Raw genomic sequence first — 24,592 nt, 5'->3', positions numbered from 1 at the left:
CTCAGTTCTCCTGCTTGGTGCCGATGAGGATCGCGGCCAGTGTCACGGTGCGGCCGCTACGATTGCGCCACGCGTGTCGGGTGGCGTTCTGCACGACGAGGTCGCCGGTATGCAGGTCGGTGCTGACCTCGTTGTCGAGTTCGAGGGTGACGTCGCCGTCGAGGACGAGGGTGTAGTCGATGGTGGGGGTGCGGTGCATTCCATTGGGCTCGAACGTCTCGGCAAGCCCTGGTGAATGCTCGAGCTGCTCGGCGATGTATCCGGGGCCGTCGAAGGTGGGATCGGCCATCGTGGAGTCCGGTGGCAGGGTCAGGATGATCAGGCGGGTTTCGCCGACAGCAGGGAGCAGGGACTGCACACCGGGTGCGGGATCGTCGCCGGTGGCACTGACCGGCTGCGCCGGGTCGGTTGACCACGCCACCGTCGAGGAGAATCCAGGGAACGATGAAAAGTCATGTGCGCGTGCAGGTTGACCGTCGGAGACGATGATGGAATTGCCGACGCTGTCGTGTCCGGTGACGACTCTACGCATATCGGATCTCCGTGGTTTTAGTGTTGGTGCTGGTCGAGGCGGTGGTGGGGGCGTGTCGACGCTCCGCGGCCTCGCGGAATGCTCGCAATTCGCGGGGAATGTCGTGGCCGGCCGGTTGGTAGGGCACGGCGGCGGCGCCGGCGTCGTCCAGTTTGCGGAGCGTGGCGGCGGTTGCCGAGCGGGTGACGGTCATGGTTCCGCAGCGGACCACATCTGCACCCGTCGGGGCTGTGACCTGGACTTCTGTCGCGAAAGATACCGACATCTGGTCCCCTTTGTGTTGTGCGTCATGTACTGCTACCAATATGGCAGCGGACACAATCTGTGTAAAACTAGTCTTTCCGACTTGAAAGATTGGCTTTGCTTATGTCGTCTGATTTCACGCTTCGTCAGATCGAGTACTTCGAGGCGGCCGCGCGTCTGGGATCGATCACCGCCGCGGCTCAGGCCTGCCATGCGTCGCAAGCGGCCGTGTCCCTGGCGGTCGCGGATCTCGAGAAGAACCTCGCTGTGCAGCTCCTGGTTCGGCGCAAGGCCAAAGGAGTGGTGCTGACCGACGCTGGTGCGCGGGTGCTCTCTGACGCGCGTCGGGTACTCGAAGCAGCAGGGGAGTTGCGGCGCGACGCACACTCATTGAGCAGCACACTGCACGGCACGCTCACCGTCGGTTGCTACGTGACACTGGCACCGTTCGTCATTCCCCCCGTTCTCGACGAGTTCGCCGCCCGCCATCCATCCCTGACCGTCACCGTCATCGAGGGTGCAGGTGAGGAGATGCGAGATGCGCTCGTCGAAGGGCGATGTGAAGTCGCGTTCCTCTACGCCGACGACAGCAATGCCCCGCTCACCACAACCACCGTCCAAACGACGACCCCCTACGTCATCCTGTCGGCCGAACATCCGCTCGCCCATCAGGAATCGATTTCATTGTCCGATGTCGCGGATCTTCCGTTGATCATGTTCGATGCCCCCAGCGCCCGCAATGCTGCGCAGATGCTGCGCAGCGAGGGGCTGAGTCCCAACATTCGGCACGTAACACCCAACATCGAACTGGTGCGGTGCCTGGTCGCGCGGGGACTGGGATACTCGATCCTGGTTCAGAAGTGGCCGGTCGATGTGAGTTACGAAGGAAAACCTCTTGTCGCGTTGCCGATTCGCGATTCCACCGATGTGCGCCGCGTCGTCCTCGCCTGGCCGGAGGCGGTCAAGCTGACGCGGCGCGCGGCAACGTTGATCGAGGCAGCACAGGACCTCTTCTAACGGTGGTGCCCGCCTCGACGTCCCCGCGATACTAAGCTTGCCACGCATTTTTAGTCCGGTGTGCTGGACACCGATGCGAACTGCGTACGGGGGCTACGGCGCAGCCCGAACACGCAGATGAGCATGAGTACGTTCGCTGCAACCATATAGAGGCCGATCGCCGTCGAAGTGCCGGTCGCTGCCAGCAGTGCCGTTGCGATGATCGGCGCTATCCCACCGCCGACGATGGCGCCGAGCTGGTAAGCCAGGGAGATGCCGGTGTACCGGATCTTGGTCGGGAATTGCTCGCTGAGTATGGCAGGGAGGACGGCGTAGGTGAGCGCGGTCGGAAGGACACCGAAGATGCTTCCGAGGGCGGCCAAGGCAAGGTTGCCGGTGTCGATCAGCGGGAATAGGATCACTGCTCCGGCAGCCTGCAATACCGCTGCCAGGAGAACGAGTGTGCGGGTGCCGGATCGGTCGGCGATCCCGGCCAGGAGCGGAATCGCCACCAACTGAAGGACGCACACGACGATGCCGATGACGAGCAAGGCGGTCCGCGAATAACCGATCTCGGCGGTGCCGTAGCTGAGAGCGTAGGTCAGAACCATGTAGGTGGAGATGCCCGGAACGCCGGAGACCACCAGCGCGGCCAGTAGGGCGCGCGGATGGCGTGTGACGACCTCGAGCAGCGGGATGCGCTCGGTTTTCGCGGCCGCATTTTCGTCGAAATCGGGACTTTCGGGCAGCTTTCGCCGGGTGTAGATCCCGACGACGACCAACACGATGCTGCTGAGGAACGCCATTCGCCATCCCCAAACCGCGAAGTTGTCGCCGGTCACGGCGACCAGTCCCAGCAACACCACATTCGCCAACATCAGTCCGGCAGGCGAGCCCAACATCGGGGCAGAGCCGTATACGGAGCGGCGGCCGGGCGGAGCGTGCTCGACGGCCAATGACACCGCGCCACCCCACTCCCCGCCCATTGCTGCACCTTGGATCAGCCGCAGAACGACGAGCAGAACTGGGGCGATGACGCCAGCGGTGGCGTAGGTAGGCAGGAGCCCGACCGCGAAGGTGGAGATCCCCATGGCAAGCATGGTGAGGACCAACATCTTCTTCCGTCCCAACAGATCGCCGAAGTGTCCAGCGATCACACCACCTAGAGGGCGGGCGACGAATCCGACGGCGAAGGTGCCCAGAGCGGCGAGTTGGCCGATCAGCGCATCGTCGGAGGGGAAGAACAAGGGTCCGAAGACAAGAGCTGCGCACGCAGCGTAGATGTAGAAGTCATACCACTCGAGCGTCGTGCCGATGAATGTCGCGGTGGCGACGCGGCGCGCTTCGAGTCTGCGCGTCTTTGCAGGTAAGGCTTTGACCGGATTGGTCACAGAGTTCTCGCTTTCTGAACAGATCAGTGCAGCCCAGGCCCGCGTGTCAGTCGAGCCACTTGATGATGGAGCAAAATATCGGTGACCAGATCCAGGTGTCCGTCGAAGTAGTGGCCGGCACCGGTCGCCCTGACGATGTGCTCATTCGGTGCTCTGCGGCGTCGTAATGGGCGTGGGTCATCGAGGTGACACAGCCCGTGTCAGCACCGCCGGAGGCGACGAAGACTGACGCGGCGACGAGTGCGAGGCAAGTGGGGGTGTCGCTGCTCGCAGATGTATCCGGGTCCGTCGAAGGTGGGCTCGGTCATCGTGGAATCGGTGGCAGTGTCGGGATGATCAGCCGGGATTCATCGATAGTGGGGAGCAGGGACTGCATACCGGCTGTGCCGGGTCGGTTGACCACGCCACCGTCGAGGAGAATCCGGGGAGCGACGAGAAGTGTTGTGCGCGTGCAGTTCAACCGCCGGAGACAGTAATGGATTTGCCGAGGCTGTCGTGTCCGGTGACGACTCTACGCATGTTGAGTCTCCGTGGTGTTGGTGTTGGTCGAGGCGGCGGTGGGGGAGTGTCGACGATCCGCGGCCTCGCGGAAGGCCCGCAACTCGCGGGGAATGTCGCGGCCGGCTGGTTGGTAGAGCACGGCGCTCGCGCCGGCGTCCTCCAGTTTGCGGAGCGTGGCGGCGATCTCCGAGCGGGTGCCGGTCATGGTTCCGCGGCGGACCACATCAGCGGTGATGAACTGCCGGTCGATGGCGTTCGGCTCGATGAGGTGACCGCGGTAAATCTCCAGGTGCCGGCGGTGTTCGGGTACTCGGGCGACGGCCTCCGCGTAGCCGACTGCCTCGGGCATTCCGGCCAGCGGACCCTGTTCACCCATGTGAAGAGCGAGTGAGGCACCCGGTCCTGCGGCATCGATGGCACGGGCTGAGTCGATGGATTCGTCGTCGTCGAGCACGGTGCCGTAGTAGGTCAGGTTGCACGCACCTTCGTACGGAACGGGGTTGTCACCGTGGGTGGGGTTGGTGACCACACCCACGCCGAGGCGTTGCGCAACGCCGAAGCCTTTCGGTCCGTGTGCGGCGATCCAGTATGTGACGTCGACCGGATACCTGATACCCGAGGCGGGACTGTGCATGAGGCTCAGCGTGGTGCCCTCCCATTCGACATCACGGCCGGCGAGTAGTTCCTTCAACGCCAGGACGTACTCCTCGATGTAGGCCCATCTCGACGGTTTGCGGCCCAGATACGTTGAGCTGGTGAAGCCGGCGCCGATACCGGCATCGAAGCGGCCGGGGGCGAGCGTTGCCAGATAGGCGATCAGTGCGGCGTTGGCGGTGAGATGGCGTAGGTGGGGGGTGAATACGGAAACGCCCAGGCGAATTGACGAGGTGCGTTTGGCCGCGAAGGCCACGGTGGCCCCGGTGTCGGCGTACGACACGGGAACGTCGTACACCCACGCGCGTTCGTAGCCGAGTTCTTCGGCCAGCACGATGTGGTCGGGTGTGTTCATGGCCGGCGGGAAAACGCAGTTGATCTCCATGGTGGAACACTCCTCGTCGAGTTCAGACCCTCGCCGCGACCGGAAGAAGCGAACGTAGATCGGCGGCGCTGGCGATGTCTTCGGGTGTGGGCGACACCTCTGCTGCCAGCAGGCGGCGTGCATTGACGTGATCAGCGGGACGATTGATCGATTCGACAGCGCGAAGCCGACCCCGGTCATATCGGAAGATGGAGAATCGTCCCGATCCGAGATCACCGCGGACGATGTCTTCGTCTGAGCAGGAGGTGTACCCGGCGATTTGTAACTTCGTGGTGGACTGGTGGCTCCAGAACCAGGGCACGCTGCGGTACGGTCCGGGGTCCTCGCCGGTGATCAGTGCGGCGACGAGACGGGCGTGATCGGTGGCGGCCTGCACCGATTCCAGACGGATCCGCAGGCCGGAGAAGCCGTCGGGGAAGTTGGCGCAGTCGCCGATCGCGAAGATGGCGGGATCGGGGGTGCGGAGATGTTCGTCGACGACGATGCCGTTGGCGACCTCGAGTCCGGCTTCCTGTGCGAGGCGGGTATTCGGTCGAACACCGACGGCGATTACCACCAGGTCGGTGCGAATACTTTCCCCGCTGGCGGTCACGACCGCCCGAACACGGTCGTCACCGACAATCTCGGCCAGGCCGGTGCTCAGCTGCACGCGGGTCCCGCGCCGGCGGTGCGTGGCGGTGAGGTAGTCGCTCGTCGTAGTCGACACCGCACGTTGCAGTACACGGTCGGCGATGTCGAGGACACATGACTCGAGTCCGAGCCCGCTCGCTGCTGAGGCCAATTCCAGGCCGATGAATCCGCCGCCGATGCTGGTGAGATGCCGCGCGTGGCATAGTTCCTGGCGTAAGGCTCGCGCGTCGGCGAGGGAACGCAACACGTGCACACCGCCGAGGTCGGCCCCCGGTATGGGCGGTACGATCGGGCTGGTCCCGGTGGCCAGGATCAAGTCCGTATAGGGCATTACCGACCCGTCGTCGAGCGAGAGCTGGCGACCGGCCCGGTCGATCGCGGTGACCGTACAGCCGAGTCGCAACGTGATGCCCCGGTCGGTGTAGTACTGCTCCGGCCTAAAGGCGAGGTCGAGCGAGGCACTGGGGTCGGCAGACAGGTAGTTCTTCGACAGCGGCGGGCGTTGGTAAGGGGGCTCGTCTTCGGCGCCGAGGACGGTGATGAGCCCTCCGTATCCACGATCGCGTAGCGTGACCGCGGCCGTGATTCCTGCTTGGCCGGCCCCTACGATCACCACGCCGGAACTCACAGTTCCTCCTGCGGCACGTACACGACCATTCCGTCGAACTCCTCGGTCACCGGTAGTTGGCAGCTCAGCCGACTGCTGGATACGCGGGGTGAGGTCGCGCAGTCGAGCATTTCGTCCTCGTCCTCGGTGACCGGTGGCAAAGCGTCGGCAACCGAACGCACGTGGACGTGGCAGGTCGCGCACATGGCTTGACCGCCACATTCGGCGAGTATGCCGGGTACGCCGGCTGCGACCGCAGCTTTCATCAGGCTCACACCGATGGATGCGTCGACGTCGTCAGTGCGCCCGTCGTGTTGGACGAATTGGATGGTCGGCATTGTCATCGCTCCCAGGTTGCAGGCAGCGTAGTGGGTCCGCGGAATACCCAGCCCGCCATCTGTACGTCGTCGGGTCGCGGCAGTGACAAGTTCGGCAGCCGACGGAAGATCGTCGGCAATGCAATGTCGGCGATCGAGATACGCGCGACCCAGGTTCCGAGGCAGAAGTGCGGGCCACCGCCGAATGCTACGTGGGAGGCCACGTCTCGATGGACATCGAAGGCGTCGGGGTTGGCGAAGACGGTCTCGTCGCGATTGGCAGAGGCGATGACGACGCCGAGCTTGTCACCGCGGTGCAGTGTCTTCCCGCCGAGTTCGACGGTGCCGGTCACCTCGCGCGGGTACATGCCGATCGGTGAGATCCATCGAACTGCCTCGTCGAAGACCTTGCGCCAGCTGATCTCCCCGCTGAGCACGGCATCTCGCTGTGCAGGATGGCGCAGTAGGCCGTAGATGGCCACCGCTGTCGCATCGCGGGGCTCGTTCACCCCACCCCCGATGAAGATCTTGATGTTGGTCCGGATCTCGTTGTCGGACAAACCGGAATTGGCCATCGACGAAATCACCGTGGGAGCGTGGTCGCGTTTGGCGGCCGGGATTACTTCGGTGACGGCGTCGTCGAGTTCCTCGCAGGCGGTCGCGCACCGTCGCCAGATCTCAGGATCGTCGGTGTAATTGCCGCAACCGTCGATGAATGCCTGCGACCACCGCTGGATGTTGCCGGCGGTGGCGTTGTGCAGACCGAGGATCGTGGCCAGGTTGCGCGCTGCCAACGGCGCAGCGAACTCACTCACAACGTCGGCATCACCGCGCTCGACGAATGCGTCGATCAACTCGTCCGCATTGTTCCGAAAAGCTGGTGCCCAAAGCTCCTTGATTACCTTCGGCCGAAGCGGTCCCTCAGCGGCCTTGCGGATCCGGCGGTGATCATCGCCGTCCTTCCGTAACAGGGTGGCCCCGATGGCGCGAGTCATCAGCGAAGGTTCCTCGACGGAGCTGAACAGCTCTGGGTTGCGCTCGACCTGCATCACGTCGTCGAACCGCGTCACAAAGTACCGATTGACTGACGGGACCCACGCCACGGGATCCTCCGCCCGCAGGCGGGCATACACCCCGTACGGGTCGGCTTCCAGCGCTGTGACCTGGACTTCTGTCGCGAATGATACCGACATCTGGTCCCCCTTGTGTTGTGCGTCATGTACAGCTATCAATATGGCAGCGGACACAATCTGTGTAAAACTAGTCTTTCCGACTTGAAAGATTGGTTTTGCTTATGTCGTCTGATTTCACGCTTTCGGCAGATCGAGTACTTCGAGGCGTCCGCGAGCCTGAGATCGTCCGCCGTGGCTCAGGCCTGCCATGCCTCGCAAGTAACCGATTCCCACGCAGTCGGACTCGTGAAGAACCTCACTGTGCAGTCCGCCGCCACCTTCACCTCGGCGTAGGGCCGGCTGTCTATGGCGCCTGGCGTGGCTGAACTTGTGACCACAGATCGATAGGAACTACACCTATCGAACGGCCCGCTTCATCGAGCATGTGGCCGGTTCGCTTCATCACGCGAAGATCCAGAGTCCGGTCAACGACTATTACGTGAGGAAATTCCCGAAGTACCTTCATCTCGAAGAGCGTGAGCTCGCTTGCGTTCCGAATCCATATGCTGACCATAAGGTTTCGCTCCGCGGCGAGAGCGACGCACATCCTGACCTCGGGCCATTTCGCGAGTTCACGCCCCACCTCCCCGAGATGCTGAGGGGACACTCTGAATTGCAAGCTGGCGTGCAGGGGCCATCCCGATAGCGAACTTGCGATCTCACATCGCAACGTCACAAGCCCATGTTTTAGCAGCCGGTCGAGTCGTCGCATGACGGTCGACGCATTTCGATCTATCCGCGATGCTAGATCGCCAAAGCTCATACGCCCGTCATAGCTCAGCGCGTTTATGAGTTCACGGTCCACTTCCGACACGTCCGGAGTGGTTGGCCTGATTCCAGGCGAGCTTGGCGCGAGGTCGTGTTCTTGATTGCGTGAGATCGCACCAATCCGCCACTGGCTTCCCTCGCTGAACACCTCTGTTGCGATCGCTGACGTCGTCGAAGTGATGTATTGGATGCGGTTGAGCCGGTCCGTGATGTACCAACTCAACGTGGCCATGTCCGGTGCGAGTACCGCGACGAGCAGGTCATATCTGCCCGCGGTTACCTCGACGGTGATCGCCAGCGGATCCTGCGCGATGGTCGCTGCAACCTCGTCTATCCGTGGCGATGCGCAGTTGATTCCGATCATTGCGAACGAATGCCACGCGACCGGACCAGGCAACACTGCGATCCACGCGGCGCCTTGGTCGAACAGCCTCGCCCACCGCCGCGCCACTGTCATCGGAGTGACGCCGAGTACCTCTCCAAGCAACGACCATGTCGCCCGCGGATTGACCTCCAGCGCGTGCACTAATGCAATATCACCTTCACTGACCGATACATCCTGCATGAATCGAGCATAGATGCCGGAAGTGTGCAGAATAAGTGCAGATTGACTGCATGAAGTGCGTCACGGCCGATACTTGGCATTACCCCGGTATCAGGCCAGCGGCTCATCCGCTCGTAGTGACCCAAGAGGAAAACCCTATGAACACAACATCGCCACCGTTCTCGTTGAAGAAGGCCGTGATCACGGCGTGTATCGGAAACTTCGGTGAGTGGTTCGACTTCGCACTGTTCGGCTTCTTCGCGGTGACGCTGTCGCACGTCTTCTTCCCCGCCACCAACGACCTCGGTGCACTACTGGCCACTTTCGCCACGTTCAGTGTCGCATTCTTCTTCCGGCCGGTAGGCGCGGCAATCTGCGGGCGGCTCGGCGACCGATACGGTCGAAAGTACATCCTCTCGATCGTCGTGATCACGATGAGTGTCGCCACCTTCCTGATCGGTGTGCTACCCGGGTACGAAAGCATCGGTTGGGCGTCACCGATTCTGCTCGTCGTGATCCGGGTCGTACAAGGACTCGCCATCGGCGGTGAGTTTGCGGGAGCGGTTTCCTTCCTCACCGAGTACGCGCCGGAGGGCAAGCGCGGGTTCTACGGCTCCTGGTCCACCATGACCGCCAACGTCGGCATGGCGGTCGGCGCGATCACTGCGTTGCTGATGCAACTACTCGTTCCGACCGAGATGCTCAACGACTGGGTCTGGCGTGTTCCGTTTATCGTGGCCCTCCCGATCGGCATCTCAGGATTGGTGTTGCGCCTCAAGATCCCGGAGACACCGGCGTTCGTCGCAGCGTCAACCGCCGTTGAAGCCGATCTTCCCAAGGACAACGGTTCGCGGCCGCCACTGTCGGGCCAGTACACACGCATGGCGCAAGTGGTCGGGATGGTGGTTGTCTTCACAATCCTGACGTACGTCTTCATTTCGTTCATGCCCGCTTTTCTCTCGAAGGAACATGGACTGGAGATGTGGCAGGGATCCGCGCTGTCCCTCACAGCCTTGGTCGTGGCGATGGCATTTACCCCGTACTTCGGCGCACTCTCGGACCGGATCGGACGTCGCCCAATCCTGCTCACTGCATCCTGGACCCTTGTTGTCCTAGCGGTCCCGATCTTCATGTTGTTCAACACCGGCGTTATGGGTATCGCGGCAGGACTCGCAGTGCTGGGACTGTTCGTTGCAACCTTCAACGGTGTTGTGCCGGCTACGTTCGCCGAGATGTTTCCGACCCGCGTTCGGTACACCGCGTTCGGAATTTCGTACCAGGTGGCGGTTGCTCTCTTCGGCGCGACAGCACCGTTCGTTCTCACGCTGATCGTCGCCCATGCGGGTTCCACCTTGGCGCCGGCGATCTACATCACGGCCGCCGCCCTGGTCACCGCGTTGGTCTGCCTGACCCTGAAGGAGACCGTGAACAACAGTCTGGACGACGCAGAACCAATAGCTGCCGGAGAACTCACGCATACCGCGCGCTGACCCGGACACAGCGCCCTTACCAGCACTTAATCACCTATGACTGGAGTCCCATGCTTTATCTTTCCCGTTTCGATGTCGATCCCGAGGAATCGTTGTACGTCCGCCGCTGGATAGCTGAAAAGCATCTACCCGATCTACTCGCCGCGGGGTTCCTCACCGCGGCCTCCTACGAGGAGATCAACGGGTCGGGACACACAGCGGACATCTACGAAATCCCGCAAATCGACATCTTCAAGACTCCAGCCTATCGAGCAACAGGTAGTGATGCGGACGACCCAGAGCGCCCCCGTGCGCTCGCCGCCATGACGAACCGCTCAAACACCACCTACGATGTCCGTGCCGAGCACGGAGACATGGAAGCCGGCGGCAATCCCGAAGTAGTCACTCTCATCCAGTTCGAAGCTTCAGCCGCATCACCCGGTGGCCAGGACACCGAATTCGTCACGAAACTTCAGCAGGCATGCGTCAGCGCCATGGATTCGTTCCCCGGCTTGCTGGAACGAGTACGCGTCTGCGAACGGAGCGGGAACCATCCCGACTACCCATCCGACCAGCCGAATTGGCTGATCATGCTCGAGTGGAACGAATGCCCCCGCGGCGAAGACTCGACTGATCTCGCCAGAAACTTCCACTCTGCAGCTGGACAACTCGGCTTCACCTCGAGTTGGTCAAGTCGTGTCCTGGCAAGAGCTCGCGTCCAGATCGCCGAGGCCTCGCTGTGAGCGCCGAGCCGCTGGTCAGGGGCGATCTGCGCAGCCGCATCGATGATATGCGCGACGAACTCGCACAGTTCTATGTCGATTTACATCGCCACCCCGAACTGTCCGGCCAGGAGTTGCGCACCTCAGAGAAGGCAGCAGAACAACTGCGCCGGTACGGTTTTGACGTCACCACAGGCATCGGTGGACACGGTGTGGTCGGAATTCTCCGCAACGGCGCAGGCCCCACGGTCCTGCTCCGTGCTGATACTGACGCACTGCCGGTGTTGGAGGAGACCGGGCTGCCCTATGCAAGCGATGCGATTGGAATCGACGAATCCGGCCATGAGGTCCCCGTCATGCATGCGTGCGGTCACGATATCCACGTGACCTGCCTCGTCGGAGCTGCACAAGTACTCGCAGAGCAAATAGGCGAATGGTCTGGCACCCTGCTCGTGGTCTTTCAGCCGTCCGAAGAAACTGGAACCGGCGCGCAGAGCATGCTCGATGACGGTCTGTTCGAACGGTTCCCCTGCCCGACTGTCGTTCTAGGCCAACACGTAGTGCCGCGCCCCGCAGGGACGATCACCCTCAAGCCCGGGGTCCTGATGGCAGCAGCGGACAGCTTGCGCATCACGATGCACGGACGTGGTGGGCACGGATCGCAACCGGAATCGACCGTGGATCCGATACTTATGGCTGCAACGACAATTGTGCGGCTTCAAGGCATCGTTGCACGTGAGATCGCACCAGCAGATTCAGCAGTGGTGACGGTCGGAGCGGTGCATGGAGGGACGAAAGAAAACGTAATCCCCGGGGACGCGACCCTCTCCATCAACGTCAGAACCTTCGACGACGGTGTCCGCGAACGCGTCCTGTCATCGATCACCCGGATCGCCCGCGCAGAAGCAACGGCCTCCGGAGCGCCTGCGCCGCCCACAATCGCCAGCACAGGCAACTTCCCGCTCACCGTCAACGACGCCGAAGCGACCGAGCGTGTCTCAAGCGCCCTGCGGGATCACCTCGGGCACGACAAGATCGGTCCGATGAAGCCGCTCTCGGGTAGCGAAGATTTTGGACTACTCGCCGCCGCATCTGGAGCAGCGTCGGTTTTCTGGTTCCTGGGAGGCACCGATCCCGACATCTGGGCAGCGGCGGACGCTGCCGGCACTGTCCATCGTGATATCCCAAGCAACCACTCTCCCCAGTTCGCACCGGTGATCCACCCGACACTCGAAACGGGCGTCGAGGCATTAGTCGTGGCTGCACTCTGTTGGCTGACAGCCTAAACAGTAAGCGATCCCGAACTTCGGTTACTCCTTGGCCACACAGCCAAGGGCGGCGTGAGATCAGTGATTCGAAGTTCCAGCCCAAGAAGGACTTGCACCTTCGCTTCGGAGAACGCCGCAACCCACCGCTCCCTCAGTCCCGATCAGATGTGTGAAATCTCATGAACTCTCGCGAGTATCGCCAATGGCGCCAGAGGCGCAGCGCCCTATGGACCTCAGCCAGCAGCGCACGCAAACCCCCCGACGCCGAGGCGGAACGCCTCATCGAGTTCGCACACAGGTGGGCCCCATATGGGGGCGCGACCGAGGAGGACATCCTTGTGCACTTCGGAATGACCACGTTCCGGTTCATCGAGCGGTTGTGGCAAGTTGTTTGTGAATCGAACTGTACTCAAGACGAGATACGCAGTTTGGCGAGCGTATACCCGCGCCACCGGCAAAGAAGCGCTTCCCAACCCAGTCCCTAAGCCCCTCGACGAATTTGTTACCGGGCGCGTCGCGGACTGTGGGTTCATGCTCGCCGCACCAGAAGGCGCCGTGTCCACCGCAAATGGCATCATCGCCACGGCAATGTTCATCGGCGGAGGTATCGCGCCGCTGCTGATGGGCAAGATGCTCTCTCTCAGCGGTGGATGGAGCGAACGCGGGGGTTACATCGTCTGCTTCTTGCTAATGTCTGCCTGTGCCCTGTTAGGCGTGCTGCTCCAGATCTTCACACAAAGGCCGAAACATGATCCGGCGCAAGACGCCAAGAGTGCATCACAAGCCTCGGTGACCGGGTGGTTCTTGTGTGGAGCGGATCCGGCGATCTTTAGGCGGGCGTGACCGACCTCGTCGTGCTGCGCTGGCCGCGGCGGCGTTCCCAGCACAACTCTGGGAAAAGGCGCATTGCACGCTCGATGAGCTCGGATGGACCGCAATCCGCGGCGTGTCTCCTTGCTTGGTGCAGAAAAGCTCGGTCCACTCGAAGGGTGACGCCCTCGATCCGGTGATCGCCAAGGTCACCCGCGGTCAGCCGTACCGGCACGTGATGGGTTTCGAGGCAGGTGAACGCCGCCGGGCGGAGAAAGACGCCGGATACAACACCGACCTGCGCACGGCGAGTACCCGTTGATCGAGTGGGGTTGGTTCCGCGACGATGCGATCGCGTACACCGAGTCGGTGATCGGCACCGGGGTCGGCAAGTCCGCGTGCACATTTTGCCCGTTCGCATTCGCCAACAAGAGCAACCGGGCAGCGATCTTCGCCCGGTACACCGCCCATCCGGCTGTGGGCGCGAAGACGTTGCTTATGGAGCACCTGGCCCTTGCTCTCAACCCCACACAGGGATTGGTCGGCGGACGCCGCCTGATCGACCTGCTCCGCGCCGACGAGATGACCGGTGTGCTCGACGCATTCGATGACGTTCTCGCCGCGAAGCCGCACGCTCTGTACGACGTACGGCGCATCTTGCGGCCGCGGAAGAATGACCCGACCAAGCTCGGGAACGCCGCCCGGTCGGTGCGGGTACGCATGCGCGGCACCCGCGAGGAGATGGACGCGATCCTCACCCGGTTGGCAAAGAAGGAGCGAGAGCAGGGGGTGCTCGAGCGTGAGGTGGGCGCCGACGGCATCGTGCGTTTGTATCGGCACCGTCGCGGTCCGGTGTTCCCGACGATCGAAAGGTACTTCGTCGTCGCGCCCGCTTTTGCGGCGGATAAGGAGCACGACAACTTCAATCAGTGGTGGGCCGGCGCTCTTGCCGCTACTCCTGCGGTCTCGGCGGGTCGACCACTGCGCCGGCCTGCAGCCGTGCCGCGGTGCTCGGGTCCGCACAACGCAGTCCGTGTCAGTGGACGAGTAGGTGGGAGCCGTCCTCGGCGCGGACGGTGCAGCGCACGTCGATGTCGACAGATCCGTCGGGACGGATGATCTGCCAGTCGCCGCCACCAGGTAGCACGACGCCGTGCAGGTGCGGTCCGGCGGCGCGGCCACCAGCGATGGGGATGACTCGGCGCATACCGTTGGAGGTCGCACAGAATTCCTGGGCGGAGCCCAGTTCGAACTCGAATCAAGTGAAGTACTCGAGCGACGGTTCCACCGGTTCCAAGTCCGCAGTCACCCGCGGAGAAGGCAGAGGTTGTTCGGATGGCGTTCCCTGGGCCGTATTTGCAGACATGAGTGCCCCTTTCACGTGGTTACTGCCAGGCGGCGGAGTGGTGCCGACCTATGGACCGAGAAACACACCGACGACGGCCCCTCCCGCGATCGCTCCGAGCGCAAGCGTCATGAGGGCCGCCAGGGCCGGCAGGCGTCCGTCGGGTAACCGAGCGATCATCTCGGTCTGCGTCAGGGCGCGGACAGTCGAGCGGTAGCGGCGATGTAGGAGTGTGAGCGCCACGACACTCGCCGCCAGGAAGGCGAGCGGTATCAGCATCGATATCCACCCGAGCAGCGGGGCTAAGAGTTTCGCGCTGATCAGTGAACCAGCAACAAGAGCCAGCACGGTTCGACGCCACGCCAGCGCCGTTCGTTCGGGCTGAAGGCCGAGGTCGAAGAGGACGGGCACGGTCTTCTTGGTGCCGGTGCGCGTACTCAACTGACCCATAGCGCGACCGCGATGGCGGACCCGGTCAGCGCCAACCCGATGGTCAGCGGTGCTACGCCGAACGAACCGGGAAGCGGATGTTCCAGGCGCATCGCTCTTTCGGCCCGGTACCAGGCCCACCAGGCGTACACCGACGAGAGGATGCCCAGCGCAACCAGGCCGGTGGACACCGTGATGCGGAGTATCGAATTAATTTCGAGGGGAAGTGCTTCCAGTGCTACTCCGCCCGCGAGCATCGCCAGCGACGTGCGAATCCACGCCAGGAAGGTCCGCTCGTTGGCGAACGAGAAACGTGGGTCCGGTTCCTCGCCGACCCGGTACAGCTGCGCGGGGAATCTGCGAGGCAGGTCGTTGTCGGTACTCACTGCCGCTGGTTGTCCTTCTGCCCTTGTACCTTCGACCACTCTGATACTGCTCCGCGTGTGAGCACCTTTCCCGGGTTGAGCAGGTAGTGCGGGTCGAGCAATTCCTTGATCTGGCGCTGCAGTTGCGCGGCGACGGGATCGAGTTCGCGTTCGAGTAGGCCGACCTTGAGTAGTCCGACGCCGTGTTCACCGGTGATGGTGCCGCCGAGTTCGAGTGCCCGTTCTGCGATCCGGTCGATGGCGTGATGGGCGGCCTCGACGGACCCAGGGTCACCGGGATCGACGACTACGGTCGGGTGCAGGTTTCCGTCGCCGGCGTGCCCGACGACACCAATGACCAGGCCCGATTCGTCGGCGACCTGTTCAGTGAAGTCGATCATCTCGGCCAGCGCCGAGATCGGAACGCAGACGTCGTCGATGAGTGGGGAACCCAACGATTCCAGCGCCGGGTAGGCGAGTCGTCGGGCCGCGATCAGTTGTTCTGCTTCCTGCTCGTCGTCGGCGACGACGACATCGAACCCGCCTGCGTCCGAACACAGGTCGGCGATGGCAGCCAATTCTGTGGGTGCGGCGCTTCCGGCATCGGACTGTGCAATGAGGAGGGCGCCGGCTGTGTGGTCGATGCCCATTCGGGCGAAGGAGTCGACCGCGCGGAGAACGGTGCGGTCGATCAACTCGAGCAGGCTCGGGGTGATTCCCGCTTTGCGCACCGCCGTGACCGCGCGGCCGGCGGCCGTGGCGTCGGCGAACGACGCGGCCATGGTGAGACCGGGTGCGCCCTGGGGGTCCAAACCGACTGTTGCCTCGGTGATGATGCCGAGGGTGCCTTCGGAGCCGATGAACAGTTCTGTCAGGTTCAGGCCGGCCACGCCTTTGACGGTTCGGCGGCCGAGCGAGGTGGATCGCCCGTCGGGGAGGATGACCCGGAGTCCGCGGACGAATCGTTGGGTGACGCCGTACTTCACGCAGCACAGTCCGCCGGCGTTCGTGGCGATGTTTCCGCCGATGGTCGACGATTCCCAGCTCGACGGGTCGGGGCGATAGGTGAGTCCGAACTCCGCTGCGGCGAGCCGAAGCTCCCGGTTGGTGACGCCCGGCTGTACGACCGCGGTGTGGTTCGCGGCATCGATATGGAGTATGCGGTTCATGCGGCGGGTGTTCACCACGATGCAGTCCTGTACGGCGTTTGCAGCGCCGGACAGGCCGGTGAGTGCTCCCTGTGGGACAACGGGAACGCGATGCTCCAGGGAAAGCTTCATGATCTGCGTGATCGCACTCTCGTCGTCGGGCAGCGTGACGGCCAACGGGAGGTGTGATTCGCACAAGGCGGCCGAGTCGTGCCGGTAATTTGCGAGCAGGTCGGGGTCGGTGACCAGGGCATTGCTCGGCAACAGCTCCCGCAGGGCCTCGACGATCGGGTGGACGGTCATGATTCTCCTTATCGAGCGGTATCCGTGACAGCTGCAACGGTGCGGAATCCGCAGTTGCCGCTGGCGGAGTCTTGCGGTGCCGCGCTTCTGGCCGAGACGCGATACCGGTTGCAGTAGGAGTCGTGGCAGAGATAGGACCCGCCACGCATCACTTTGCCCCTGCCGACCTTCGGGCCGGGCGGATTGTCGTGTGGCGAGGTCCGGTAGTACTTCGGCAGGAACCAGTCGTGACACCATTCCCACACGTTTCCGCTGACCTCATAGAGACCGAAACCGTTGGGCGGAAAGGACCGTACAGCCTTCGTGCCGGTGAACTTCGCGCCCTCATCGTGCTGAGCGGGAAACCGGCCACGCCAGATGTTGCAGCGGTCACCGACGTCCTCCGGCGTCAAGGTGTTCCCCCAGGCGTACCGGGCCCCCGCGAGCCCACCGCGCGCGGCGTACTCCCACTCCGCTTCGGAGGGCAGGCGCCGGCCCGCCCAGGTGCAGTAGGCCTGCGCGTCGTTCCAGGACACCTGCACCACCGGGTGGTCGGGCACAGCGGTCCAGTGTGAGCGAGGCCCGCGCGGGTGGGCCCAGTCGGCGCCTTTGATGTCGAGCCACCACCGCGCGCCTGCTGCTTCGCCGAGTACGTCGGCTGCGTCTGCGGCGACCAGGAGGTGGAATACGGCGGAAGATCCGTAGCGCTCGGACTCGGTTCGGTATCCGGTTGCCTCGACGAATTCGGCGAAGTCCGTGTTGGTCACCGCGGTGGCGTCGATCCGGTACGCGTCGAGATTCACCGGGTGGACTGGCACCTCCCCGTCGGCCGGGTAGCCTTCCGTCCACGCATCGCCCATCCCGAAAACGGCGTTCTCCAGCACGATCTCGTCGCGGCGGTGCGCGGCAGGTGGGGCCGGTCGTGTCTCGGGGGTTGCGGGGGCCCGGAGTTCGCCCCTGCTGCGTCCTGCGGTGCAGCAGGGGGAGGTTTTGCTGGCCTTCATCGGGGGCGATACTCCTCGGTTGGTGTGATGATTTATTGCGGCTGCAGCGACGTCGATTTCAGTTCGTTGTCGACCGTCGTGGGTGAGCGAAAGGTGGCCACCGTCGCCCGCAGGTACAGCAGCGATCCCAAGGTGACCAGTCCGCCGATCGTCAGGTAGAGCGACACACTCCACGAGTTCCCACCGGATGCGCGCATCAGGACACTCGCGATGAACGGGGCAAGCCCGCCGCCGAGGACGGCGCCCAGTGAGTAGCCGAGCGAGACACCGCTGTAGGCGACCTTGGTGGGGAACAGATCGACGAGGAACGCCGCCAGCGGACCGAACAGGGCGGAGGCGCCGACGAATCCGATGATCATTCCGGTGAGGACCAACGCTGGCTGGGCGGTGTCGAGGAAGGCGAACAGGGCGAACGGGTAGCAGGCGATGAACAACGCTCCACCGACCATGACGGGGATGCGTCCGATGGTGTCGGACAGTCGCGCGAAGGCGAGCATCGCGACGATCATCGCGACCGCACCGAGCAGTGTTCCCCGCAGCATCGTCTCCCGAGGGAGATCGAGATACTCGGTTCCGTACGCGAGGCTGTAGGTCAACAGAACCCAGATGAAGGCGTTGAATCCGAGGTTCACTCCGATCGCGGCGAGCACGAGGCGCCACGAGTTCCGTAGAACCTCGATCATCGGGGCTTTCGCAGCATGGTTCGTGGCCTCGACCTTGGCGAACTCGGGGCTCTCCGAAACGGTGGCCCGGATGACCAGGCCGACGCCCAGGAGCAGGAAACTGATGAGGAACGGAATACGCCACCCCCAGTCCAGGAAGCTGTCGCCGGTGGCGGCGATGGTCGCGGTCATGACGCCGGCGGCCAGCAGGGTGCCGCCGGGGCTCCCGAGAAATGCCCAACTGCCGTACCAGCCGCGACGATGCGCCGGGGCGTGCTCGACGGCCATCAGGACGGCGCCGCCCTGTTCACCGCCGTGGAAGATCCCCTGCAGCAGACGCAGCGCCACCAGCAGGACCGGTGCCAGGTAGCCGACTTGGGCGTGGGTGGGCAAAACTCCCATCAACGTGGTGCAGCCACCGGCTCCCATCAGCGAGATGACGAGTAGCTTCTTGCGGCCGATCTTGTCGCCGAAATGGCCGAAGACGACCGCTCCCAGCGGCCGGGCGAGGAACCCGACGCCGAGGGAGGCGAACGAGAGGACGATGCCGAGGGAGGCGGGGAGGTTGGAGAAGAACACTTGGCTGAAGACGAGCGCCGATGCGACTCCATAGATCTGGAAGTCGTACGCCTCGATGGCGGTTCCTACGGCGCTGCCGGTGGCGGCCTTGCGCACCATGTGCAGCGGCCGTGGCTGGTGATCAACTGTGGACATGATTGCCTTCGGTGAGGGATGTAGTGGTCGGCCGGTGGCGAGGTCAGCTTCCGCTGGTCGGGGAGTACGCCATCAGCGGTTTTTCGAGAACCTTGTCGAGGCCGCCGTAGTCTTCGACACGTCGGCGCTGGGACTGGCGGATGGTCTCGTCGACGGCGACGGGGTCACAGATCTCGTACAGCGCTTCTCGGCACCGCGCGAGAACAGAAGCGTGCTGCGGGTCGGTCGCGAGGTCGACGAACTCGCGCGGATCAGCGGCGAGGTCGAACAGTTGCTCGGCGAACCCGACGCAGTAGATGTATTTCCACTGGCCACGTCGAATCATGAACAGGCCGGTATGGGAGTTGGCCGAATGGAATTCGGAGAAGACCACCCTGTCGGTTGCGGTGGCGTCGGTGGCTGTTGCAATGAGGGATCGGCCCGGCAATGTGGCATCGCTGTCGGCTGCGGGCAGGTTCAGGGCATCGACAACGGTGGGGTAGACGTCCACCAGTGAGACGGGGGTGGCGCACCGTGTTCCGGCGGACACACCCGGGCCTGCCAGAATCACCGGGATCCGCACCGACATCTCGCCCATCGTGCCCTTGAACCACAGACCGTCGGTTCCCAAGAGCTCACCGTGGTCGGAAACGTACAGCACGAGGGTGTTGTCGAGTTGTCCGCTCTCTTCGAGTGCGTCAAGGACGATGCCGACCTGGGCGTCCATGAAGCTGACCAGGCCGTAGTACGCCTGCACGGCGGTCCGGGTTTGCTCGTCTGTGAGCGGAGTGTCGAGCCCGCACAGATTCCGGTAGATGTCCACCGCGGGGTGCCGTTCCCACTCCGCCGGGTGAGAGCGCACCGGTGTGGGCACCGACTCCGGGGAGTACAGATCGAGGAACTCCTGAGGGACGGTGAACGGGTAATGCGGGGTGACGAAGGAGACCTTGCACAACCAGGGGTCGTCACGCGTGGCGGCCGTGTGCAGCCAGTGCACCGCCTCCTCGGCGACGGTGTGATCGAATCTGCTGTAGTCGGACTCGTCGGCGCGAACGTCGAGCACCGCCTCCCGGAGTTGCAGCGCAGGAGGCTGCCGGTCCCGGAGTGCGTGAAAGAGGTCACCGGTTCCACCTCGAACGTGCAAGGGGACTCGCTGGTCACGGAAGCCGGTGTCGTCGCCGACCGCGCGGTAGTGCAACTTTCCGATCGTCGTTGCGGTGATCCCTGCTGATTGGGCCCGGTGTCCCCAACTCGGCGCCTCGGCGCCGGTATAGGGCGAGGCGTTGTCATGATTGCCGGTCTGATGCACATAGCGACCGGTGGCCATCGCGGCACGCGAGGGCACGCAGATCGGCGAATTGCAGTAGCCGGCGTCGAAGGTCGTGCCGCGCGATGCCAACCGGTCCAAGTTCGGGGTGCGGACCAGCCGGTTTCCGTACGCCCCGCAGACAGCGGGCACATGCTGGTCCGACATCACGATCAGGACATTGGGTGTCATTGAGATTCCTCTGGCAGTACGTGGGTGTGGTCTGCAAACCACTGGCGCCGGTGTGTGGTCCACGTTACAAAGACCAGGGAATAAGATCTAATGATGAATTTCTATTGTCACCATAGTTTCTAACTATTTGGAGATTTCTGTGGACAAGCGTCAACTCGAGTACTTCCTCGCCGTGGTGCAGCACGAGAACGTCAGCCGCGCCGCGAGCTATCTGCACGTCTCCCAACCGACCGTCTCCGTCGCGATCCGCGGACTCGAGAAGGAAGTCGGAGGTGCGCTGTTCGAGCGCACGCCCACCGGGCTGATTCCGACCCCCGCCGGGCGGGCACTGATCGAACCAGCCCGGCAAACAGCCAGGGACTTCGAAGTCGCCCTCGAATGCACGCGTGATGCTCTCGGCCTCGCAGGGGGTCACCTGCACATCGGCACGGTCCCGGCCGTGCACGCAGGATGGCTGACCGACGTCCTCGCGCAATTCCGGGCGGCCTATCCCGAGGTCGCAATCCGTGTGGTCGCCGACGCTGACGACCGCGTGATAGCCGAGGGGGTGCGGACCGGACAATTCAACCTTGGGCTAACCGTGTCGGAGAGCGCCGCCAGCGGGTTATCCCGCAGTCGGGTGGGAACACAGCAAGTTGCTGCGCTACTACCACCAGGCTCCGAAAAGAGCGGGGAAGCAGTAGATATCGACGTGCTCGCAACCATGGACCTGATCACGATGCCCCGCGAGAAGTCGACAGCCCGGCGGTGGTTCGAGCAGGTGCTCCAAACAAGGTCCACTCGCCCTCGCACCTGCATCGAAATGAGCAGCATCGATGGGCTTCTTCCGCTGGTGACCGCGGGTGCGGGATACGCGCTGTGGTGGACGCCGATGGCGGCGGCAATGGTCGGCCAATGTGTGCTCAGGCCGATCGAGCCTCGACTGGAGCGCCCCATCTACCTGGTGTTCCGCAACGGGCCGCACCCACCTTCGACCCGCGCCTTCATGGACGTCGCCGGTGCGGCCGCGGCACTCGACTGAAATGGGTGGCCGCCGCCAACGGCACCGTCCCCTTCCTGTCATGGATTGGGGATTGACGAGGACCCCGTACTGCCATCGACTGCCCACCGAGCTGACCGAATGGGGATCGGCTATTCGGCAAAGCGCTACGACGCCCCGATGCGGCAGTGGGAGCGCGATCGATCGAAGCCGACCAATATCGGTGGCTTGCACACCGAACCCGGACGGGTTACTCATGCCCTATGACTGAGAATCCGGGAACCCGCACGCTTTTGAATGTGGGTGACCGCGACAAGGTGCATACCGACGCCACCTCGGAGTTCGTCATCGTGAGTATCGACGGCGAGGACGCGGTGATCGAGTCGGTGCGCGAGGACGTTCCCGGTCGTTTCCCCTTCCATGCCCGCCTCGAGCGGTTGGTTCCGGGCGAGTCCTGACCAGGACGAGAAATGTCATCTGAACTGCGGAGATGACACGTCCCCTCGCGTGGGTTAGCGTCCGCTCGTCGCGGCGATCGCGTCGGTGATCTGCCCGCGTTGCTCGTCGGTCAGGTCGCGGACCCGGGCGTTGTCGGCGATGCCGAGCATGACCATCACCCCGGCCGGCCCGATCCCGGATCCGCTCATGTACGTGGTGAGGACGTCGGAGACGAGTAGGTTGGCGGCGATCCGGTCGCGGCGGCGGTACAGCAGCGACGTCAGCGGTATGTGCCCGGAGAGTAGGTCGTCGGTTCTCCTCTGCCGCAGGGCGTTCAGACTGAGATCTTCTGGTCGTCGGGTTCGGGTGTCAGCACTGGGGTTCCTCTCGGTCGGCCGGCAGTATCGGGATCAGGCGCAGCGGGGTGGTGTATTGCCGCGGGCCTAACGTGTTCGGCCAGGCGTTCCCGCGCGCCGTATCAGCTGCCCAGGCGCCGAGGGAGGCGTGCGGCGAAGACCGCGACGGTGCCGACGACGGTGATCTCGACCTCCTCGAACGCCGCGGCCAGAGCCGTGTGCAGACCCTCGAGATCGTCGCCGCGATTGTGGAACAGCGTGATCGGCCCGTTGTAGAGGCTGTTCAGAGCGCGGCTGAGACGGGTGTGGTGCACACCGGTGTCGAGGATGGTCGAGCCGAAGAACACCCCGTCGTCGGCCATGACCTGGGCGATGTGCCCGAACGCGCGGCCCTTCTCCGCCAAGGTACCGGGCACGCAGTGCAGCACGAAGTTCGCGGCCACGGAGTCGAACACACCGATGTCCGCGGGTAGTGGGGCGAGGATGCTTCCGGTGTGCGCGGCCGCGGTGATGCCGCGGTCGGCGAGACGGGCGGTGGTCATCTGCAGGGTGTTCGGGTTGAGGTCGAGCAGCACCACGTTCGGGTTCGGGGTCGGGTAGGTGGCGCGGCGGAGGTACCAGCCGGTTCCGGGGCCGATGTCGAGGTGCCGGCCACCGAGGTGGGAGTTGTAGTGCGCGAGCAGGCGTTCGCTGGGGCAGCGCCAGGCGAGGGTGTTGCTCCACCGCAGTACGACGGTGTCGTACACCGACAGCAGCGCCCGACTGTACGGGGCGGCGCCGGCATTCTCCGCCTGCGTGACCTCAACCGCAGACATGCATGTTCCCCCTCGGTGTTCGCGTGATGGCGTTCCCCCGCCATCACCGATCGTAAACGGCGCCGATTCCAGGGACTCGGTCGATTCGTCTGCCGCGATGTGCCGCGGCGTGGTCGGGAAGGTCGCCCCTGTCTTTGGCGCCTGGGCGCGGGGAAAGAATGGCGTGAACTGCGGAAACAGCACGTCCCTCGCTTCTGTTGGCCCGAAACTTCGACGTCGGCAGGGACTGAATTCGACGGGGGCCCGTCGAATCACCGTGCGGGGCCGGAATACTACGGAGGTGACAAAAGTCGAATGGGCGCTGGCTCTCGCCGCAGGCGGCGCGGTGCTGCTATCTGGATGGTCTCTTTGGCGTACACGATCGGGCGTACCGAAGCGACCCCCGACGACCGGACTGAAAGTGTGGTTCGGGATCTCTGTCGGTAGTGCGTTCGTGGCGGCGCTGGCACTGATAGCGCTGGTCGTTGCCGGAATCTTCATGGAGTGGGTGGCGCAGCGGTTCAGTGGTGTGATGACCCCTCTGGGCGCGGTAGTCGCGGCTTCAATCGCCTCGGCTGGCGCGGCTCGCACGGTAATTGCGCAGAACGTGATAGCCAGGAGGAATCGCCTCGAAGATGCCGAGAAAGAACTGTGGAGCCGGTTCGACAGCGCGGCAAAACAACTCGCGGACAAAACCCATTTCGCAATCCGTGTCGCTGGCGTGTATGCCTTCGTCGGACTCGCTGACGACTGGCTCCACCACCACGAACGACGCGAAGAAGTGGAAAAGACGGTCAGTTCAGTGCTGAACACCCGGGCGGAGTGCGAGACCATCGTGGACACGCTATGTGCGTACCTGCGTCAGAACACCCACCAGGTGACCGACATCGAGACGCGCAAGTCCGAGAAGATCGTGAATGAGGCGATTATCTCGCAGTTCCGTCTTCACCTGGGAACGGAAGATTCGACTCCCCCCGACCCCGCAGTGAAACCGCCAGTGAAGGGCGCTTGGTCCGACCGCGGTCTTGAACTCGATCTTCGTGGTGCCGATCTGTTCGGCTCGTTTCTATTCAACGTGGACCTGCGTAGTGCCTATCTCGCCCGGGCGGACCTGTACAACGCGGATCTGTCCGGCGCCCGGCTCGACGGGGCCGATCTGCAGGGCGCAGATCTCTGTGCCGCTGATCTGAGGGGCGCAAACCTCACTGGCACGATTCTCGCCGATGCGAAATATGACGACGAAACTCAGTGGCCGAGCGGCTTCGATCCTCTGACCGCGAATATGGATCACCTTAGGAAGGGGGGCCATCATAGGGCCTCCTTGACCGCCCACGTTGCTCCAGCTCCGGCGCCGTCGTCCCCGTAAGGAACGAATCATCACCTCAGCGTGTTTCGCTATGCTGGTGTGCGTTCGGCGGAAACGCCGACAGCACGCGTGGGAGCGAGTTACTGGTTTGGTCACCGGAATGCTTCTCCCGCGGTAGACCCGCCTTGCGGTCGGGTCCGAGCGTGGCAGGCCGTCAATTGGGACATTAATGCCTGCCACGCTTCGTCATATCTGGGGGTGTGTTCGACGCAGCGGGAGGGGAT

Annotated in this window: 27 protein-coding genes; 10 read left to right on the top strand and 17 right to left on the bottom strand. The window is 63.6% G+C overall.

Features of this window, described 5'->3' with window-relative positions:
- Position 1: 1 nt before the first annotated feature.
- Both CJ177_RS41570 and CJ177_RS41565 read right to left on the bottom strand, forming a co-directional pair.
- Positions 2–532, bottom strand: a complete 531-nt coding sequence (locus tag CJ177_RS41570) for a cupin domain-containing protein (protein WP_095870479.1) — start codon at positions 530–532, stop codon at positions 2–4.
- Positions 525–797 (bottom strand): hypothetical protein, encoded by a 273-nt coding sequence (locus CJ177_RS41565; RefSeq protein WP_143548797.1) that lies wholly within the window; start codon positions 795–797, stop codon positions 525–527. Before CJ177_RS41565 ends, CJ177_RS41570 begins: the two co-directional genes overlap by 8 nt.
- A gap of 101 nt (positions 798–898) precedes the next feature.
- Between CJ177_RS41565 and CJ177_RS41560 the strand changes: the two genes are divergently transcribed.
- Entirely contained in the window at positions 899–1,792 is an 894-nt protein-coding gene (locus tag CJ177_RS41560) for a LysR family transcriptional regulator (protein WP_095870477.1), read from the top strand.
- Between the two features lie 50 nt (positions 1,793–1,842).
- Here CJ177_RS41560 and CJ177_RS41555 read toward each other — a convergent pair whose 3' ends face one another.
- The 6 genes from CJ177_RS41555 to CJ177_RS41530 all read right to left on the bottom strand — a co-directional run bounded on the left by CJ177_RS41555 (position 1,843) and on the right by CJ177_RS41530 (position 8,761).
- The gene (locus CJ177_RS41555) at positions 1,843–3,162 is read right to left on the bottom strand and encodes an MFS transporter (RefSeq protein ID WP_095870476.1); all 1,320 of its coding nucleotides are present in this window, start codon (positions 3,160–3,162) and stop codon (positions 1,843–1,845) included.
- 511 nt (positions 3,163–3,673) lie between these two features.
- Positions 3,674–4,702 carry an LLM class flavin-dependent oxidoreductase gene (locus CJ177_RS41550; RefSeq protein ID WP_095870475.1) on the bottom strand — a complete coding sequence of 343 codons (1,029 nt, stop codon included), beginning with the start codon at positions 4,700–4,702 and terminating at the stop codon, positions 3,674–3,676.
- A 22-nt stretch (positions 4,703–4,724) separates the two neighbouring features.
- On the bottom strand, positions 4,725–5,960 hold the full coding sequence (locus tag CJ177_RS41545; RefSeq protein WP_095870474.1) for an NAD(P)/FAD-dependent oxidoreductase: 1,236 nt from the start codon (positions 5,958–5,960) through the stop codon (positions 4,725–4,727).
- A complete protein-coding gene (locus CJ177_RS41540; protein ID WP_095870473.1) occupies positions 5,957–6,277 on the bottom strand; it encodes a 2Fe-2S iron-sulfur cluster-binding protein in 321 nt (106 codons plus the stop codon). The genes CJ177_RS41545 and CJ177_RS41540 overlap by 4 nt, the downstream gene beginning before the upstream one ends.
- A 2-nt stretch (positions 6,278–6,279) precedes the next feature.
- The gene (locus tag CJ177_RS41535) at positions 6,280–7,449 is read right to left on the bottom strand and encodes a cytochrome P450 (RefSeq protein WP_095870472.1); all 1,170 of its coding nucleotides are present in this window, start codon (positions 7,447–7,449) and stop codon (positions 6,280–6,282) included.
- 283 nt (positions 7,450–7,732) lie between these two features.
- Positions 7,733–8,761 (bottom strand): Lrp/AsnC family transcriptional regulator, encoded by a 1,029-nt coding sequence (locus CJ177_RS41530; protein WP_095870471.1) that lies wholly within the window; start codon positions 8,759–8,761, stop codon positions 7,733–7,735.
- A gap of 137 nt (positions 8,762–8,898) precedes the next feature.
- Here CJ177_RS41530 and CJ177_RS41525 point away from each other — a divergent pair, with 137 nt between their 5' ends.
- The 6 genes from CJ177_RS41525 to CJ177_RS48845 all read left to right on the top strand — a co-directional run bounded on the left by CJ177_RS41525 (position 8,899) and on the right by CJ177_RS48845 (position 14,128).
- On the top strand, positions 8,899–10,230 hold the full coding sequence (locus CJ177_RS41525; protein ID WP_179443412.1) for an MFS transporter: 1,332 nt from the start codon (positions 8,899–8,901) through the stop codon (positions 10,228–10,230).
- 50 nt (positions 10,231–10,280) lie between these two features.
- On the top strand, positions 10,281–10,952 hold the full coding sequence (locus CJ177_RS41520) for a hypothetical protein (protein WP_095870469.1): 672 nt from the start codon (positions 10,281–10,283) through the stop codon (positions 10,950–10,952).
- A 47-nt stretch (positions 10,953–10,999) separates the two neighbouring features.
- Positions 11,000–12,217 (top strand): amidohydrolase, encoded by a 1,218-nt coding sequence (locus CJ177_RS41515; protein ID WP_095870689.1) that lies wholly within the window; start codon positions 11,000–11,002, stop codon positions 12,215–12,217.
- A 513-nt stretch (positions 12,218–12,730) separates the two neighbouring features.
- The gene (locus tag CJ177_RS41505; RefSeq protein WP_095870467.1) at positions 12,731–13,042 is read left to right on the top strand and encodes a hypothetical protein; all 312 of its coding nucleotides are present in this window, start codon (positions 12,731–12,733) and stop codon (positions 13,040–13,042) included.
- A 115-nt stretch (positions 13,043–13,157) separates the two neighbouring features.
- Positions 13,158–13,331, top strand: coding sequence for a hypothetical protein (locus CJ177_RS48850; RefSeq protein WP_257014940.1), 174 nt, complete (start codon positions 13,158–13,160; stop codon positions 13,329–13,331).
- On the top strand, positions 13,328–14,128 hold the full coding sequence (locus CJ177_RS48845; RefSeq protein ID WP_257014939.1) for a hypothetical protein: 801 nt from the start codon (positions 13,328–13,330) through the stop codon (positions 14,126–14,128). Before CJ177_RS48850 ends, CJ177_RS48845 begins: the two co-directional genes overlap by 4 nt.
- Here the strand turns inward: CJ177_RS48845 and CJ177_RS49610 are convergent.
- The 7 genes from CJ177_RS49610 to CJ177_RS41465 all read right to left on the bottom strand — a co-directional run bounded on the left by CJ177_RS49610 (position 14,046) and on the right by CJ177_RS41465 (position 20,435).
- Complete coding sequence (locus tag CJ177_RS49610; RefSeq protein ID WP_095870466.1) at positions 14,046–14,216, bottom strand: DUF3237 family protein; 171 nt, start codon at positions 14,214–14,216, stop codon at positions 14,046–14,048. The two genes, CJ177_RS48845 and CJ177_RS49610, sit on opposite strands and share 83 nt — an antisense overlap.
- Before the next feature lie 207 nt (positions 14,217–14,423).
- On the bottom strand, positions 14,424–14,804 hold the full coding sequence (locus CJ177_RS41490) for a DUF202 domain-containing protein (protein WP_095870465.1): 381 nt from the start codon (positions 14,802–14,804) through the stop codon (positions 14,424–14,426).
- Positions 14,792–15,169 carry a YidH family protein gene (locus CJ177_RS41485; protein ID WP_218835183.1) on the bottom strand — a complete coding sequence of 126 codons (378 nt, stop codon included), beginning with the start codon at positions 15,167–15,169 and terminating at the stop codon, positions 14,792–14,794. The genes CJ177_RS41490 and CJ177_RS41485 overlap by 13 nt, the downstream gene beginning before the upstream one ends.
- Positions 15,166–16,599 (bottom strand): FAD-binding oxidoreductase, encoded by a 1,434-nt coding sequence (locus CJ177_RS41480; RefSeq protein ID WP_095870464.1) that lies wholly within the window; start codon positions 16,597–16,599, stop codon positions 15,166–15,168. Before CJ177_RS41480 ends, CJ177_RS41485 begins: the two co-directional genes overlap by 4 nt.
- Positions 16,600–16,607: 8 nt before the next feature.
- Positions 16,608–17,582, bottom strand: a complete 975-nt coding sequence (locus CJ177_RS41475; protein ID WP_095870463.1) for a formylglycine-generating enzyme family protein — start codon at positions 17,580–17,582, stop codon at positions 16,608–16,610.
- A gap of 32 nt (positions 17,583–17,614) precedes the next feature.
- Positions 17,615–18,958 carry an MFS transporter gene (locus CJ177_RS41470; protein WP_218835182.1) on the bottom strand — a complete coding sequence of 448 codons (1,344 nt, stop codon included), beginning with the start codon at positions 18,956–18,958 and terminating at the stop codon, positions 17,615–17,617.
- Between the two features lie 43 nt (positions 18,959–19,001).
- Positions 19,002–20,435 carry a sulfatase-like hydrolase/transferase gene (locus tag CJ177_RS41465; RefSeq protein ID WP_095870461.1) on the bottom strand — a complete coding sequence of 478 codons (1,434 nt, stop codon included), beginning with the start codon at positions 20,433–20,435 and terminating at the stop codon, positions 19,002–19,004.
- Positions 20,436–20,574: 139 nt separating this feature from the next.
- Between CJ177_RS41465 and CJ177_RS41460 the strand changes: the two genes are divergently transcribed.
- Positions 20,575–21,456 carry a LysR family transcriptional regulator gene (locus tag CJ177_RS41460; protein WP_143548795.1) on the top strand — a complete coding sequence of 294 codons (882 nt, stop codon included), beginning with the start codon at positions 20,575–20,577 and terminating at the stop codon, positions 21,454–21,456.
- Positions 21,457–21,677: 221 nt separating this feature from the next.
- On the top strand, positions 21,678–21,872 hold the full coding sequence (locus CJ177_RS41455; RefSeq protein ID WP_095870459.1) for a hypothetical protein: 195 nt from the start codon (positions 21,678–21,680) through the stop codon (positions 21,870–21,872).
- A 54-nt stretch (positions 21,873–21,926) separates the two neighbouring features.
- Here CJ177_RS41455 and CJ177_RS48840 read toward each other — a convergent pair whose 3' ends face one another.
- Both CJ177_RS48840 and CJ177_RS41445 read right to left on the bottom strand, forming a co-directional pair.
- Positions 21,927–22,061 (bottom strand): hypothetical protein, encoded by a 135-nt coding sequence (locus tag CJ177_RS48840; protein WP_257014938.1) that lies wholly within the window; start codon positions 22,059–22,061, stop codon positions 21,927–21,929.
- Positions 22,062–22,330: 269 nt separating this feature from the next.
- Positions 22,331–23,023 (bottom strand): class I SAM-dependent methyltransferase, encoded by a 693-nt coding sequence (locus CJ177_RS41445; RefSeq protein ID WP_095870457.1) that lies wholly within the window; start codon positions 23,021–23,023, stop codon positions 22,331–22,333.
- 280 nt (positions 23,024–23,303) lie between these two features.
- Here CJ177_RS41445 and CJ177_RS41440 point away from each other — a divergent pair, with 280 nt between their 5' ends.
- Positions 23,304–24,368, top strand: a complete 1,065-nt coding sequence (locus CJ177_RS41440; protein WP_257014937.1) for a pentapeptide repeat-containing protein — start codon at positions 23,304–23,306, stop codon at positions 24,366–24,368.
- Positions 24,369–24,592 lie beyond the last annotated feature (224 nt).

The organism is Rhodococcus sp. ACPA1 (assembly GCF_002300195.1).
Lineage (GTDB): Bacteria > Actinomycetota > Actinomycetes > Mycobacteriales > Mycobacteriaceae > Rhodococcus_F > Rhodococcus_F opacus.
This window is presented reverse-complemented; position numbering and strand designations above follow the sequence as displayed.